The sequence below is a fragment of the Aquirufa salirivi genome, assembly GCF_045310485.1.
GTDB lineage: Bacteria > Bacteroidota > Bacteroidia > Cytophagales > Spirosomataceae > Aquirufa > Aquirufa salirivi.
Genome location: NZ_JBEWZH010000010.1, coordinates 1 through 16,531 on the forward strand (window position 1 = coordinate 1; position 16,531 = coordinate 16,531).

Below are 16,531 nucleotides of genomic sequence, written 5' to 3' on the forward strand. Positions count from 1 at the left end.
TACCCACATTGTTGCCATTAGCATCTTTAGCAGTGACAGTTAACACCTGAGTAGAAGCCCCATTCGCTGTAATACTTGCCGATGTAGGAGTTAAGGTAGAAGCTGTAGCATCCGCAGCCCCAGCCACGGTGGTGATGGTAGAAGATGTTCCTGAAATAGCCGAAGTAGTAGCTGTCACGGTAGTGGCAGTACCTGCAACGGTATGCGAAGTGAACACAACGGTAGCAATACCACTTCCATCGGTGGTTGAAGTAGCCGAAGCAAAACTACCGTTGGCATTGGACTTGGTCCAAGTAACGGTTTGTCCTGAAGTAGCAACTGGATTGTCATTGGCATCGGCTAATTGAGCCGAGATGGTTACGGTAGCACCAGCCGCAGGAGAAGAAGATGAAGAAGTGACGATGTATTTGGCTGCAGCGCCAGCTACCACATTAAATGCCGTGCTTATTTTGGTTGTAAGTCCAGTACTAGCAGCTGATAAGGTATAACCTGTACCAGCTTTGTTAATGGATAAATCAGAAAAGGTAGCAATACCATTGACAGCATTAACCGTTGCCGTTCCAGATAAAACACCTGAACCGGGATTAGCGGAAATACTTAAGGTGATACTATTGGTTGCACTAACTACCGTATTTAATAAGGCATCATCTACACTGACAGTAATGGAAGGGCTCATGTTTGACGCTGCTGTCACACTGGCAGGAGGATTTGTTCTAAAGGTCAATTTAGAGGGCGGCCCCACAAATATTTCAAAAACATTGGTTGTTACACTTGTTAAACCAGGACTGGAAGCAACATAGGTATAATCAGTGGAAGCATCTGATATTTTAAGATCATTAAAATCGGCAATACCTGCTACGGCATTTCTAACTTTGGTTCCGGTGTAACCAGTAGTTTTCGGTACTCCATTTTGATGTAATGCAACAGTAATGGTGGCCGTAGATGAATTTATCAAGTTTCCATAAGCATCTGAAACTTGGAACTTGGTCCGAGTATTTTGACTTGCCGTGACATTACTAGTCTGTAGAAATACAGTTAGTTTAGAAGCAGCACCAGCCGTAATAACCGTGCTCGCGCCTGTGTTTGCAGTCAACGATGCTGCTTGGTCAGTGGCTGTAACTGTTTGGTTACCAGCTGTTTTTAATGTAATAGCAAACTGTTTTGTTCCGCCAACTAATGCTGCGCTACTCGGAAGGGTAGCTTGTCCATCGGATGAGGTGATTACAGCTGTCGGAGTGGCGGAGGATACGATGTTCCAATAGGCATCCACAGCGTTTACCGTAACATTTAAGGATGCGCCCGCTGCTTGATCCGTTGGTGTACCTGTTTTACCGGTGGTAGTACCTGGTGCAGCCGTTTCGCCGGGCATTAATACTTGTAATTTGTTAACAGTGCCCGCGGTAACTAGGGTTGTTGCCCCTGTATTAGCAGTTAAAGTGGCTGCTTGGTCTGTTGCAGTGACAGTTTGATTCCCTGCAGTTCTGAATGAAACAGTAAATGTCCCTGTTCCTGCTGTTAATGCGGCATTGGAAGGATGTGTATCATTGGCATCACTCGTGGTGATGACTACCGTCGGAGTCGATGAACTAACGATATTCCAATTGGCATCTACAGCATTGACAGTTACTGTCGTATTAGAGCCTGCTGTTTGGTTTGTTGGAGTACCCGTTTTACCTGTAACTGAACCTGGATCAGCTGTTTCCCCAGGCATTAATACTTGTAATTTGGTCACGGCGCCTACTACATAAGATACAGATGCATAAGCAGTTACGATGACTTCAAATCCCGAGGATGTCACTGTAGCTCGGTAATAGACGGTTTGCGGAGCAACTTTACTACTTACCGTAAATGTTGCAACACCACTAGCATTCGTCGTAGCACTACTTGGGCTGATTGTTGACTTAGTTGTTGGAATGGTTAATAATGCATCAGAAAATTGTTCTAGGACAACCGTTGCCCCTGCTAGAGCAGTATTTGCTCCATTTTTTGCAGTAACGGTTAGGGTTGCTGTAGTAGCTCCATCTGCCAAAATTCCGGTAGTGCTGGCTGGCAAAAGCGTGGAGGTACTTGCAGATGGTCCCGTTGAGCTCTGGTAAGAATTTAAATCAGTACCAACCGGGCTATTATTCATGTTGTATTGCGTACTGGCCGTAATCACCGGAGTTCCGTATATACGCATAAGGTAACCTGATAAATTATTAGCATCTGTAACGAAAAGTACAATGATGCCTGTTGCACCATTTCCTGCAGAAGTATCTATAAATCCTGGAATTACTGTTTGCACCGCTCCAACATAGTAAGAGAATGATCCCACAACTTTTGAGTTACCACCTCCTGTAGTCGTAGTAAATGTAGCGGAGGGAGGATTGGTCTGAAAGCGCATGGATGTTGCACTTAATGCTGTAGCACCGGTAGTAGGCTTTCCCTGGCCACTGATTGTTGACAGCCAAGCTTCAGCGATAGTAACTGCCGCTTCTTCTACCATAAAAGTTTTACCTTGAACAGAAATCTTATTGTAATCTTCTCTGTTTTGCATGGCAGCGAGTTCTATCGGCTCCACCTCAACATTAATTTCCTTGACTACAAAAAGCGCACCTTCATCACCGGGGGTATCTTGGTCCCCATTTAAATAAAAATCGATCGCATGGCCATATTCTTGTAATAACAATCCAATAATCTGGGGATCATGTGCTTTTGGGTATATAAATGAAGCTTTTCCTTCTAAATATTCTTTGTTGATATATATAATGGGACTACCTGCAGGACCGCGACTAGCAAATGCTGCCATAGCACTGTTTATTTCGGCCCAACTAATAATTTGAACGGGAACTTGGAAACCTTTATTTAAAACGGCATTACGTAAGCTTAGAACTTTTGCATCAAAATCGGAATCTATGGATTTGCGTTTACCTGGGAAATAAGAAAATAGCAAATCCCGGTAATTACTTCTTTGAAAGATATTAGTTAATACTTGATTGACGGACTTATGAGCTTTTGCAACTCTTTTTTCTGTAAAGTTTAAATCCTTTCCTGCTCCTCTATCAAAAAATACAACTTCATCTCTGGAGGAAGTTTGAACTTGACCCAAAGCATGTGATGACAAGGCTTGGTTAAAAGCTGGGGAAGAAAATAAACGAGTCCTTGCATTTCCAAGACCAACGGCTACCGAGGTGGAAACCAATAGCATGGTAAGCACTATCAGGGTAGATAGAAAAGTTGGGAATTGCTTCAAAACTTTGGAATAAGTAGTGCGAGTTACTTTCATATAATTTTTAAGAACACAGAATGTCTAATCAATTTTTTAAAAGAAAATTTATCCAGAGGATTAGTCTCTGAATGAATTAACAGAAGTCGAAAATTTTTGAATTAGTACAACATTCCTTACCAGATATGGTCGGTACATCACATAGCCCAAACAGCCATTAGAGTTTTTTTTCATATATAATTTAGGAACAGATTATAATCCCAAACAGATTTTCATGTCTGCCTTTGAGATTATAATTCAAACAAAAATAATAATTTAAATTTTGTTGTAGAAATAATCTGAATCTGCATTTGTTCTCAATTTAAAATTTTGAACAAATGAAATGGTTTAAAGGCTTTTTAGGTAGATTTTACAAAATGCTCAAAAAACGGACAATTGGCAAATCTTAGAAATGTTCAATTTTTGACTTAAACGATAAAATCGAATGAATTTTAAATTGGAAACAGGATTTTGTAGAAAGGTTGAGTAATTGACCGCTGACTCAACGAATTTTTAGTGGATTTTGGACCCTAAAGAGCCTGTTTATGAAGAAATTTTACTAAAATTTTAATTAGATGAATCAAGAATGGAGATATAAATCGACGTCAAATGTGCTAATTGTCGGAAAAAATGGCATATCCATAAGGCGGAAAGATGCAAATCTCAACGACTCTATTCCGGTTTTTTGATGGTAATTTGCAGGGTATCCAAGGGCCATTTACCCTTCCAGCCTTGGTCTACAACTAGTTTGGGCATTTTCTTTTGAAGTAAATGAATACCTTGATCTGATACCTTACTTTGCCAAAGGTAAATTTTTCTCAAAGCTGGCATCTTCGCTATTGCTAATACCGCATCATCACCAATATTTGTAGCAACCAAATTCAAGGTTTCTAAGTGTTTCAAGGAACTGATGTGGGAGAGTCCTTGGCGACTGATTTTGGTATGATCCATTTGTAAATGAATCAATCTTGGGTAGCTACTGATTTGTTCCAAAAGGTCATCACTAATGTTGGTACCTCCTAATTTTAAAGAAACCAATTGTTCCTTGATCCCTTCTAAATCTTGAAGCTCTTTGTCTCCAATTTGTTTGGCATTAATGGCATTAACTTCCAAGAATGATTTCTCCTTACTTACGGCAATAACTAATAGATGGTGCTTTCTTAGCTTGTCAATATCTGCCTCAGCGGCGGCAGGAATATTTTCTTTGAATACGGTTGAAACATAAACTTCCTGCTGATTTCCCCCTTGGGTATATTTAGCCAAAATGGATTTGATACGGTTATCGTAAGGAATATCAGCAATCTTTTTGTTGAAATGTGCCCCTTGCTTTACCCACCATTGCAATAACACAATCTCATCTTCTGTTAAATTGACTTTCCCTTTGGGAGGCATGTGGTCTTCATGTGATGGATCTAATAATATGCGTTTGATCAATTCACTTTCTACGGGATTTCCTGCCAATAGAATAACGCCATTAGCACCACCTTTCAAGACATACTCTGGACTATCCATGCGCAATTTGCCTTTTTGCTTTTCGGCATTATGGCAGGACCAGCATTTTTGTTTTAAAGTGGGTTGAATCAAATCTTGATAAATAAGGGCCTCTTGCAAATTTTTAATACGTATGGGCTGTACACCTTTCTCCACCATTTTTTGTTCTCTTGGCGCAATTCCCAGCCAGTGCCTCCAAGGTTGAGGTAGGTAGCTAGTTAAGTAATCAGAACCATGCGTCAAGTTTCCTCCTAAATGCCCTGTCCACATCACTAAGATAAAAGCTAGGGATAGCAAAGGTTTGAAAAAGCGAGACATCAAAGAATCTTGAGACCAAAATTGGGCCATGTAAGCCAAAGCCAATGAACTCAGGGCTAGGCTTATCCCCAACCATTGATGTAAAAACAAGGTATCCTTATCATATTCCCCTGCCAAGGATAAGCACCAACCCATGGCACATGAAATAAGTGCGGTGATTCCAGTACTCCATAAAATGGGAGCGATGGATTTTTGTCTTTCGGCGTCCTCTTTTTTGGAAAACACATATAAAATCATTCCCATGAGGAGCATCCCGATAGGGAGATGCACCAACATGGGATGAAAATGACCAAAAAATAGTATCCAATCAGGAATTACCTCCGCGTCCAAAAGAATCATATTAACCGATACGCTCTAATTTTATAGGGTAGGTTTTTTGAGAAGCCCACTGTGCTATATATATGTTATCATCTGAGTCAGCATACACATCATGCGGATGTATGAATACCTTATTCTCATCATCTTTATGCTGTCTTTGTAATACGCCATTTTTATAAATAGGTTCAGAGCCTCCTGGGGTAGAAACCACCTTCATGTCTTTATCTAAGATTTGAACATAACCAGACCCTGGCCAATTGCCATCTCCACTACGGAAACAGGCAGCTACGATATGGTCTCCATGTAGATTAGGCCGACAAACAAATGAGCCAGGCAAATGATACCGTGTGATGAATTTACCATCTAAGGTGAATCGTTTAAAACTATTATTTACACGGTCTGTCACTAGGAGCGTCCAATTTTTTGGATCGCGCGTGTCAACTAATACACCGTGACAACAATTGAATAAGTTATCATCATAATCATTCGTCTTACCTCCAAAATGACGGATGTATTTACCTTTCGCATCATATTGAATGATATAATTGGCTCCATATCCATCGGCGACATATATATCTCCATTTTTAGGATTCACGGCAGTCTCCGTAGGAACGAATTGATGCGGATGATCATACACTCCTGTTTCTTTCGGATATTCAATTTTGAAAATTTCTTTTCCTTTTAAATCCGTTTTGATGACTTGATGGCGGGTATTATCACAAATCAATAAAAACTGCTCTCCACCTTCATTTAGGATAGTCAAGCCATGAGCGCCCGGATAGGTATGTCCCCAGGAATCTAATAATTTGCCCGATTTATCATAAATCAAGACATTGTTTTTGGTTTCGTTGGTTAATAAAAACAAACGACCTTTGGCATCTTCTACCATTTCATGGCAGTCGTTAACTGGGTTTTTACCAGCATCCAAGATGCCCCAGTTTGGGATTACCTTAAATTTGTAATTGTTGTGACCTACAACAATCTCGCCTGGTTTTGGGGCAATTTTTTTCATAGTGTTTGAGGTTGATAAGAGGCTTCCGCCAACTAAAACGGAGCTAGTTTTTAAAAAATCTCTTCGTTGAATGGGCTTGTTCATATGGATTTTAAGAGGTTGAGCATTATGGTTTATTGATACTTTCATCTAGGTTAAATATAACATTACTAACGAGGGTTTTAGCTATTAAGGCGGGAGCCTCTTTGGGCATGGAATTATCTGGACAAAGATGTAAAAATTCTCGGCACTTCATCATGTCCTTTTGATACATAGGAAGGACTTGCTGGTAAAAACGCATGAGATGTTTCTTTTTTGCCGAGCTAATCTCTTTGCCAAAAAGCTGATAAAATGCCTTTTCTATAAACCTTTCTTCCTTTTCTTGCGGAAACTTTCGGGCAAAAAATAAGGCACATTCCATAAAAACAGGATCATTTAAGGTGTTGAGTGCTTGCATGGGAGTGTTTGTTCGGATTCGTCTCGACAAACAAATATCACGAGTTCCGGCATCAAAAGTAACCTGTGTGGGATAAGGACTGCTACGTCGCCAATAGGTATACAGAGAACGTCGCCATTGATCTTCCCCATCACTTTTTGTCCATTTCATGCCACTATAAGGAGCATTCCAAATTCCTTCTGGTTGCTCAGGCATCACACTTGGACCTCCTATTTTTGTAGATAATAATCCAGACCAAAGCAATGCTTGATCACGCATTTGTTCAGGACTTAAGCGAATTCTTGGGCCATGACTTAAATACCGATTGCTTGGATCTTTTTCCTTGGATTCTTGTGTGAATTCGGAACGTTGTTGATAGGTAGCCGACATCACGATGTATTTCAAAAACTCCTTAGGCTTATATTGATAAGTAAACTGGAATTGGTAAGCCAAAAAATCCAATAATTCCTGATGGCTAGGTGTAAGTCCCTGACTTCCTAAATCTTCTAAGGTTTCTACCAAACCTGTCCCAAAAAGTTGTTCCCAAAATCGATTAACTGCCACCCGAGCAGTCAGTGGATTTTGAGGACTGCTCATCCACTGGGCTAATTCCAACCTGTTTCTTACCGGTTTTGAGTATTTTTTGGCAAATAATTGAGGAATGGATCGCTCTACATATTTACCTGGTACAAGCCAACTTCCCCTTTCGAATACGGGTGTATTTCTTTTATAATCAGCAGAATTTTCCAACAATACAGGGGTTGTTCCTTCTGGCTGAGTGCTGATTAATTGTTTAGCCAAATTCAGAAAGGACGTGTTTTTTAATGCTTCTGGAGTTTTCGGTAAAAGCATCCAATAGCCGATAACAGCCGTATTTTGGTCGGGCTTACATGTTTTATTGCTAAATGTCCAATAGAGATCTTGTTTCCCTGCCAAAGCAGGAATGGAATAAAAGGCATAGGTCCAGCCATGTGCCCAATTCCCTTTTTTGAGGCCTTCTTTTTCTGATAAAGTAGTATCTAGTTTTATCTGAGTAATGATCTTTCCTTGTAAAGAGCCTTGTCGAATCACCAATTGGGTAGGCGCATCATTGTTATTTTTATAAGCAATCAGCATCTCCGTTTTTTCCTGCATGGGAACTGCCTTAAATCGGACTGATCCCCCTGGACGGACGGCCAAGTACTTATTGTCTTGCAATGCCCCATGGATGAATTCATCTGCCCAATGCGGATGTATTTTAGGTTCCACAAATTGGATGGTTTGCTTCCAAGTTTGATGCTCTTTGGGATATTTACTTTTGATAAAATGAAGGAGGGAGTCGACGCGCTTTTGATCCGACGATTTAAAATGTCGGTAATAAGGTGATTCATCTGGTACATCTTCATCACGAGTATTATTGAAATAAGCCATGTATTGGTAATATTCTTCATGGCGAATGGGGTCATAAGGATGAGAATGACATTGGACACAGGAAAAACTAGTTCCTTGTAATGTTTCCCATGTTGTATTAACCCGATCTAAAATAGCCGCTACCCTAAATTCTTCATCCTCTGTTCCTCCTTCATCATTATTGGCAGTATTCCGATGAAAGGCTGTGGCGATGTATTGACTTTCCTTAGGATTGGGCAATAAATCACCAGCTAATTGTTCGGTGATAAATTGATCAAAAGTTTTATTTTGGTTAAAGGATTCAATGACATAATCGCGGTATCGCCAAATACTCCGTTTATCATCTTTTTCATATCCTTTTGTATCTGCGTATCTAGCCAAGTCCATCCACATGCTGGCCCATTTTTCTCCAAATCGGGGAGACTTTAACAACTCATCTACTTTTTTCTCGTAGGCATCTTTTGAATCATCCGTTTCAAATGCCCGAAATTCTGCTTCCGTTGGACTAAGGCCCGTTAAATCAAGACTTAATCGCCTTAATAAGTCGGCCTTCTCCGCTTTAGTTTGATGGCCAAGGCCCATCTCAGCTTGTTTAGTAGCCACAAAATGGTCGATCTCGTTCTCTTCCCAACCAGCTTGTATCCCTACCCAAGAAAGAGCCTGTTTCCACCAAGAGCTATAAGGAACTTGAGGTTTCTTCAAAGGTTGATAGGCCCAATGTTCGCCCCATTCGGCTCCTTCTTTGACCCATTGACTTAAAATGTCGATTTCGTTTTGGGACAATGGAGGTCTCTTATAGGGCATTTTTCCTTCAGGATCCTCCAGGCTTAGCCGTTGAATGAAGCTCGATTTTTCTGGATGCCCTGGGACTATAGCTGCGGCATTAAATTTGGTTTTTCCTAAAGCCTCTTCCCGGAATAAAAGACTAAATCCGCCTTGTTTTTTAACGCCCCCATGACAACTGATACAGTTTTTATTTAGAATGGGTTTTACCTGAGTATTGTAGTCGATGCGCGGATTATTCGACCATATCTGCTTCCCTACAAAAAAGCCAGCCAAACCTAAAATAGCGATGGTGATTAGGTTTTTCATGCCAAAATAGGGTCAATTACCTTGCCAAATACGTCCGTCAGTCGGAAGTTTCTACCTTGAAAAGGATAGGTGAATTCTTCATGATTGAATCCCAAACATTGAAGAATAGTAGCCTGCAGGTCATACACGGATGTTTTACCCGATATGGTGGAATAACCTAAATCATCTGTTTCTCCATAAGATACCCCAGGTTTGATTCCGCCACCGGCTAACCACATAGTAAATGCTTCTGTATGGTGGTCTCTACCAAAATAGGCCAGTTTTTTACCTTCTCTATTTTCTTGCATCGGTGTTCTGCCAAACTCTCCTCCCCAAACCACCAAGGTCTCATCCAATAAGCCACGTTGTTCCAAATCCAGTAAAAGTGCCGTTGAGGCTTTATCGACTTGCCTACATTTTTGATGTAAACCATAATCCACCGAACCATCTAATCCTGTACCATGGGTATCCCAACCCCAGTCGAACAGTTGTACAAAACGCACACCTTGCTCCACTAGTTTTCTGGCCAACAGGCAATTATTGGCGAAAGACTCTTTTCCTGGTTCTGTTCCATACATCTCATGGATGTAGGCAGGTTCTTTCTTGATATCCATGACCTCGGGAACTGAACTTTGCATTTTATAGGCCATTTCGTATTGGGCTATTCGGGCTACTGTTTCTGGGTCACCAAATTCCTGGTAAGTTTCTTGATTGATCTGGTTGATGGTTTCAATACTAGCTTTTCGAATATCGGAATTGACACCCGCAGGGTTTTGTATAAATAAAATGGGTTCTCCTTCAGAACGACATTGCACACCTTGATAGATGGAAGGTAGAAATCCGCTACCCCAGGCCGACTTTCCTGCATCTGGATTTTTTCCACCTGAAGCAAGTACCACGAAACCCGGTAAATTTTGATTTTCAGAGCCTAGACCATAGCTCACCCAAGAACCCATGCTGGGTCTACCTAAGCGGGCAGAGCCGGTATGCATCAAAAGCTGAGCAGGAGCATGGTTAAACTGATCGGTATGCATGCCTTTCAAAAAGCTCACTCGGTCAGCTTGGCTGGCTAAATGAGGTAGGTAATCAGATATCCAATGGCCAGCTTGTCCTCTTTGTTCAAAATGGGCTTTGGGACCTAATAAATTGGGGACACCTCGTATGAAGGCGAATTTCTTACCTGCCAATAATTCTGGGGGACATTCTTTTCCATCGAATTTGGCTAAACTTGGTTTATAATCGAATAGTTCGAGTTGGGATGGTGCACCCGCCATGTGTAAAAATATGACGGACTTTGCCTTACCTAGTTTAGGGGAGCTTTTGGCTGCCAAGGGAGAGGCAAAAGATGTGCCAGCATCAGAACTGCAATTACTCAAAAAACTACCTAAAGCCAATGAGCCCAGTCCTGTACCCAGACTACTTAAAAAGTGTCTTCTGGTAGCTAATTGGGCTTCTCGTTGGATGGTTTCTTGAATGATTTTATTCATAACTTTAATCCATTATAGCTCTACCTTTTGTTTCTGGTAAATAGATGATTCCAATAATCACGGTCAATGCTGCCAAGGTGATGGGATAAAAAATACCAGCGAAATTGGAATGAGTAACCGCTCCCAACCAAGTGGCCACAAAGGGAGCACATCCACCAAATACCCCGTTCGCAAAATGATATGGAATAGATAAGGAGGTGTAGCGAATTTTAGTTGGGAATAACTCTACTAAAAATGCTGCGATTGGACCATAGGCCATGGCCGCAAAAGTGACCAAGAGAATACAAATAAATGCCAATTTGACCGTACCCGTAGTGCTTAGATGATAAGCCCCATCAATCAAAGTGCCCTCTTGTCCAACGATATCCGACATCCAAGCAAATAAGGGATAATATAAAATAGCGGCTAGTGCCATACCGCCTAACATGATTTTTTTTCTACCAATGCGATCAGACAAACTGCCAAAAACGACGAATAGAGGTGTTCCTACCACCAATGAGGCCGCAATGATCAAATTGGTTGTTGTGAAATCCACCATCAAGATTTTGTTGATGAAGATTTGTGCATAGAATTGACCCGTATGCCAAACCACACCTTGTCCTACGATCGCTCCAAACATGGCAATAAGCATCAAACGACGATTAGATTTACTGGCAAAAGCCTCGCGCAAGGGGTTTTCTGACAATCTGCCTTCTTTTTTTAATCGAGCAAAAAGAGGGGATTCTTGCATATTTCTACGAATGAAATAAGAGACAATCACCAAAAAACCCGAAAGGGCAAAAGGTATACGCCAGCCCCAATCTTTGAATTCAGCCTCACCCATGATTTTTTGACAAATCAAAATAACGATGATGGACACGAAAAAACCCAATGTGGCTGTAGTTTGAATGTAGGCAGTGTATTTTCCGCGGTGAGCATCGGGAGCATATTCAGCCACATAAGTGGCGGCACCTCCATATTCACCACCAAGGGCTAAACCTTGTATAATGCGCAGTAAAAGTAGGATGGCTGGGGCTACTAAACCGATGTCAGAATAACTCGGGATAAACGCAATAGCGAAAGTGGAGCCCCCCATCAAAATGAGGGTTAATAAAAAGGTATATTTTCTTCCGATTCGGTCACCTAGTCGCCCGAAAATGATTCCACCAAATGGACGAGCTACAAAACCAGCTCCAAAGGCAGCTAATGTAGAAATAAAGGCTGCGGTAGGGTCATCTTTGGGAAAAAATGAAAGAGAAATAATGGCTGAAAGGCTGCCAAAAATATAGAAATCATACCATTCTATGACGGTTCCAACGGAGGAGGCGATGATTACTTGCCAAAGTTTCTGAACAGGAATCTTATTATTATCGAATTCGGGATTCGAAGCATTCATATAACTAAAGGTTTAGAAAATATGAAATTAACCATATTGCCTTGAAAATCCTAATTCAAAATGCGCTCATCACCTAAGGCTGGCAAGGTTTCAAACCTTGACAGCCTTTAGGCTTGAAAACGATTTTTCACGTAAAAAAATTATATATTTGACATAATACCAATATACTGATATATTGAATAACTCCGTTTCTATAAAGGATATAGCCAAGAAGTTTAAATGCGCGCCATCTACTATCTCGCGGGCATTAAATGACCATCCTGCTATTAATATTGAAACCCGCAAAACCATTCAGGAATATGCCTTGAAGGTCGGTTATCAAAAAAACACGCTTTCCCTCAGTTTATTAAATAATTGTTCCATGACATTGGGGCTTATTTTGCCCTCCATCACGCATTATCATGAGTCGTCTATTTTGGAAGGAATGGAGGAAATTCTCTTGAAATCGGGGTATTTGCTGAATATCTGTGTGAGCAATGAATCCCATACCATTGAAAAGGAATACATAGATCGTTTGTTGGCTAATAGGGTTGATGGTTTATTTATTTCCATGGCTCAGGAAAGTTATGACCAACAATTAGGCGAGCATATTGATCGGGTCATCCAGCGTGCTTTACCAGTTATATTTATTGACCGCCCTAATCACGGCGTTGCTTCCGATCGAGTGGTGACGGATGATTATCAAGGAGCATTCATGGCCACGCAACATTTAGTGGACATGGGATGCCAGCGAATTGCTCATTTGCATGGACCCTCTGGTATTAGTGTTTCTCAGCAGCGCTTTCTGGGTTTTCAGGATTGCCTAGAAGCAAATGGTCGAAAGGTAGAAGAGGATTTGATTCAGTATGTGCATTTTTCAGCGGAAAGTGCTATTCAAGCCACTAGAAACTTAATGAATTTGGAACATAAGCCCGATGCTATTTTTGGAGTAAATGACGAGGTTTGTATTGCCGCCATGTTTGTTTTGAGGGAAATGGGAATATCAGTACCACAAGAAGTTGCTATTGTAGGGTTCGATGATATCCCCTTAGCCTCCTTTGGACATCCCCCGTTAAGTTCAGTTTCTCGACAAAGCAGAAGAATCGGAGAAGAAGCGGCCAAATTGTTTTTGTCCAAAAAAGATCAAAAATTGGATCCTATTACTATTTCATTGGAACCTAAGTTAATCATCAGGGAATCCTCCCTTCGTTCTTAGTGAGGAATTAACAATACCTTAATATCGGATTTCTTGAGTATTAAGGCGTACGTTCTACTTTTACGGGATTGTAATAGCCAGATGGCCTCAATTGCAAACGTTTGCGTAAAATATTGTGAAGATATTACAATTATTAATAGGTAAATTTCAAAAATTTTTAAACCCAAAAATTACCATTTCAAAAAATCAATTCATGAAAAAACAATTACACGATCCATTATGGTGTGCGTTGTTACGAAATGCAAGTACTCGTATAGTACTATTTTTCGTGGCTAGCATATTCATGCTTGGGGCATTCGATGTGAACGCACAAGCGGGTAAACAAATTAAAGGTCGATTGATTGATGCCACGACAAAAGAGGCACTCATCGGCGGAAACGTAATGCTTAAGGGAACAACGAAAGGTGTAAGTACCGATGTTAATGGTGCATTCACTATTTCTGTACCAAATGACAATTCAGTCTTAGTGGTTCGCTATTTAGGCTATGCTTCTCAAGAAGTTACAGTAGGTTCTAAATCATCAGTAGAAATTGCCATGGTGGCAAATTCAGCAGACTTAGCACAAGTGGTTGTGGTGGGTTATGGTACTCAAAACAAACGTGATGTCACAGGTTCCGTTAAGTCGGTACAAAGTGCGGCCTTCAACAAAGGTATTATCAACTCACCAGAGCAATTATTGCAAGGTAAGGTAGCCGGTGTGAACGTAACATCAGCTACTGGAGAGCCAGGTGGTAATCAAGGAATCACCATCCGTGGACCTGGAGGTATTCGTACAGGTAGTACTCCTTTATTTGTCATTGATGGTTTAGCATTAGATAATTCAAGTACAGGTGGTGGTAATCCATTGAACTTCTTGAATCCTCAAGATATTGAAACAATCGACGTATTAAAAGATGCTTCCGCTACAGCTATTTATGGTGCTCGTGGTGCCAATGGTGTCGTGTTAATTACGACTAAAAAAGGTAAGGCAGGCGTTTCTACCTTGAGTTTCAGCTCTAGTTTAGCTGTTTCTAGTATTGCTCGCGCATTACCTGTATTATCTGCATCTGAATTCCGTAAGCAAGTAGTGGCTAATGGAGGTAATTTGGAAGATTTTGGTGGAAATACGGATTGGCAAAAAGAAATTACTCGTCAGGCTTTAACTCAAAACTATAATTTGAGTTTAGGTGGTGGAGCTAATAAACTTTCCTACTATGCCTCTTTTGGAGCTCAAGCTCAACAAGGTATTTTGAAAAACAATCAATTAGATCGTTATACAGGTCGTATCAATGTGACTCAGAAGTTCTGGGAGGATCGTTTGGTCGTAGATGCTAACTTGAACGTTACAAATACAAACAATGAGCGCCCATCTGTGGAGGGTTTATTAGGAACGGCTATTTCCAATAACCCAACGCTACCTGCTTATGCCGCTGATGGTTCTTTAGCTCGTTATAATACCGCTTCTAATCCATTATTGGGATTAACCTTGTTTAAAGATATCACAACCATCAACCGTACAATCGCTAGCATTTCTCCTTCATTGAAGATTGTGAAAGGATTGGTTTATCGTTTGAACTTTGGTGTGGATAATTCTACATCAACTCGTGATGTGGAATCTTTGGGAAGTAATATTCCTAAACAAGATGGTCGTTTAGATTCGTATTTAGCTAGTAATACGAACCGTTTGATTGAAAACTATTTGACATATACGTATGACAAAGGAGATCATAATTTCTCTGCTTTGGTAGGTCATTCATATCAAAAAATTAAAGTGCAATACCGTAACTGGAGCATTAATAAATTCCCAGCTGATTTACCGATTGACCCTATCTACAATCCTGGCGTAGGTCAAGAATTGACGATGGCAACCAACAAACCAGGTGGTTCGGCATTCATTAATGAGTTGCAATCGTATTTTGGCCGTTTTAACTACCAGTATAAGGATAAGTATTTAGCAACGGCTACCGTTCGTGCTGATGGTTCATCTAAATTTGGTGCCAACAATAAATACGGGGTATTCCCTTCATTCTCTTTGGGATGGAGAATTTCTGAAGAAGCATTCTTAAAGAATACCAATATCAGCAATTTGAAACTTCGTGCTGGTTGGGGACAAACAGGTAACCAAGAGATTCCTTCGAAAATTACTCAACCATTGTTTACTTCGACAATCTCAGGTTCTACTTCTTATCCCTTGGATGCGACTTCAACTTTCCCATCAGGGATTACGTATTCTCGTTTAGCTAACCCAGATATTCAATGGGAGGTTTCAACACAAAGTAACGTAGGTTTGGATTTTGCTTTTGGAAACGGAGCATTCTCTGGATCGATTGATTATTTCAACAAGGTTTCTAACAACATGTTATTGGAAGTTATTCCTTCAGATCCAGTTCAACCAGCTTCATCTGTTTGGGCTAACGTGAAAGATATGAAAATCAATAACAGTGGTTTGGAATTAGATTTGGAATACAAAGGTACAACGGAAACTGGCTGGAAATATAGCTTGGGAGGTAACTTAACTTTGATTAAAAACGAAGTGGTAGGTTCTCCTTACACAGTAATTCCTTCAGGTTCTGCCTCTGGTTCTGGTTTAACTTCAGCGACCATCAATGGTTATATCAATGGTCAGCCGATCGGTACATTCTTCTTAAAAGAATTTACTGGATTTGATGACAAGGGTATGAGTGTTTATCGTGATGTAGATGGTGATGGTATTGTTACCGACAAAGATCGTATTGCTGCTGGTACGGCTTTGCCAACGACACAATACAATTTCTTTGGCAACGTAGCTTACAAAGGATTTGATTTGTCATTGCAATTCAACGGAGTTGCTGGAAATAAAATTTATGACAATACAGCGAACTCTTCTTTCTATAAGTTGAAAATCGCTAAAAACTCCAACACGACTCCTGCGGCATTTGCTGATTCAAGAGAATCCAATAGTAATGCAGCTCCAGTTTCTACTCGTTTCTTGAAAGACGGTGGTTTCTTACGTTTGAACAATGCGACATTGGGATATACATTTGATACACAGAAGTTAGGTATTAATAAGTGGGTGTCTGCTTTACGTTTATCTGTAACTGGACAAAACTTGTGGATTGCTACCAATTACGACGGATTTGATCCCGAAGTGAATAAGGATAGTTCGATGAACGGAGTATTATCTTATGGAATTGACTATTTGAGCTATCCAAAAGCTAAATCTGTCATCTTCGGCTTAAATCTTACATTTTAATCGTT

Annotated in this window: 8 protein-coding genes; 2 read left to right on the top strand and 6 right to left on the bottom strand. The window is 40.5% G+C overall.

Features of this window, described 5'->3' with window-relative positions; translation table 11 throughout:
• From U0R11_RS12475 to U0R11_RS12500, 6 genes are all read right to left on the bottom strand, one after another.
• The coding region (locus U0R11_RS12475; protein WP_406752015.1) for an Ig-like domain-containing protein at nt 1–3,265 on the bottom strand (3,265 nt) is incomplete at its 3' end.
• A gap of 651 nt (nt 3,266–3,916) precedes the next feature.
• Nucleotides 3,917–5,383, bottom strand: coding sequence for a c-type cytochrome domain-containing protein (locus tag U0R11_RS12480; protein ID WP_406752017.1), 1,467 nt, complete (start codon nt 5,381–5,383; stop codon nt 3,917–3,919).
• Between the two features lie 10 nt (nt 5,384–5,393).
• The gene (locus U0R11_RS12485) at nt 5,394–6,467 is read right to left on the bottom strand and encodes an NHL repeat-containing protein (protein ID WP_406752018.1); all 1,074 of its coding nucleotides are present in this window, start codon (nt 6,465–6,467) and stop codon (nt 5,394–5,396) included.
• A gap of 22 nt (nt 6,468–6,489) precedes the next feature.
• The gene (locus U0R11_RS12490) at nt 6,490–9,279 is read right to left on the bottom strand and encodes a PSD1 and planctomycete cytochrome C domain-containing protein (protein WP_406752020.1); all 2,790 of its coding nucleotides are present in this window, start codon (nt 9,277–9,279) and stop codon (nt 6,490–6,492) included.
• Nucleotides 9,276–10,745 (bottom strand): DUF1501 domain-containing protein, encoded by a 1,470-nt coding sequence (locus U0R11_RS12495; RefSeq protein WP_406752022.1) that lies wholly within the window; start codon nt 10,743–10,745, stop codon nt 9,276–9,278. Before U0R11_RS12495 ends, U0R11_RS12490 begins: the two co-directional genes overlap by 4 nt.
• A 4-nt stretch (nt 10,746–10,749) precedes the next feature.
• Nucleotides 10,750–12,120 (bottom strand): MFS transporter, encoded by a 1,371-nt coding sequence (locus tag U0R11_RS12500; protein ID WP_406752023.1) that lies wholly within the window; start codon nt 12,118–12,120, stop codon nt 10,750–10,752.
• A 175-nt stretch (nt 12,121–12,295) separates the two neighbouring features.
• Here U0R11_RS12500 and U0R11_RS12505 point away from each other — a divergent pair, with 175 nt between their 5' ends.
• Nucleotides 12,296–13,315, top strand: a complete 1,020-nt coding sequence (locus U0R11_RS12505) for a LacI family DNA-binding transcriptional regulator (RefSeq protein ID WP_406752025.1) — start codon at nt 12,296–12,298, stop codon at nt 13,313–13,315.
• 283 nt (nt 13,316–13,598) lie between these two features.
• Entirely contained in the window at nt 13,599–16,526 is a 2,928-nt protein-coding gene (locus tag U0R11_RS12510; RefSeq protein ID WP_406752196.1) for a SusC/RagA family TonB-linked outer membrane protein, read from the top strand.
• Nucleotides 16,527–16,531 lie beyond the last annotated feature (5 nt).

What these genes read in the sequence shown, in the direction of transcription:
- U0R11_RS12485 (WP_406752018.1), bottom strand. Translation starts at nt 6,467, where the DNA reads ATGAACAAGCCCATTCAACGAAGAGATTTTTTAAAAACTAGCTCCGTT.
- U0R11_RS12490 (WP_406752020.1), bottom strand. Translation starts at nt 9,279, where the DNA reads ATGAAAAACCTAATCACCATCGCTATTTTAGGTTTGGCTGGCTTTTTT.
- U0R11_RS12495 (WP_406752022.1), bottom strand. Translation starts at nt 10,745, where the DNA reads ATGAATAAAATCATTCAAGAAACCATCCAACGAGAAGCCCAATTAGCT.
- U0R11_RS12500 (WP_406752023.1), bottom strand. Translation starts at nt 12,120, where the DNA reads ATGAATGCTTCGAATCCCGAATTCGATAATAATAAGATTCCTGTTCAG.
- U0R11_RS12510 (WP_406752196.1), top strand. Translation starts at nt 13,599, where the DNA reads ATGCTTGGGGCATTCGATGTGAACGCACAAGCGGGTAAACAAATTAAA.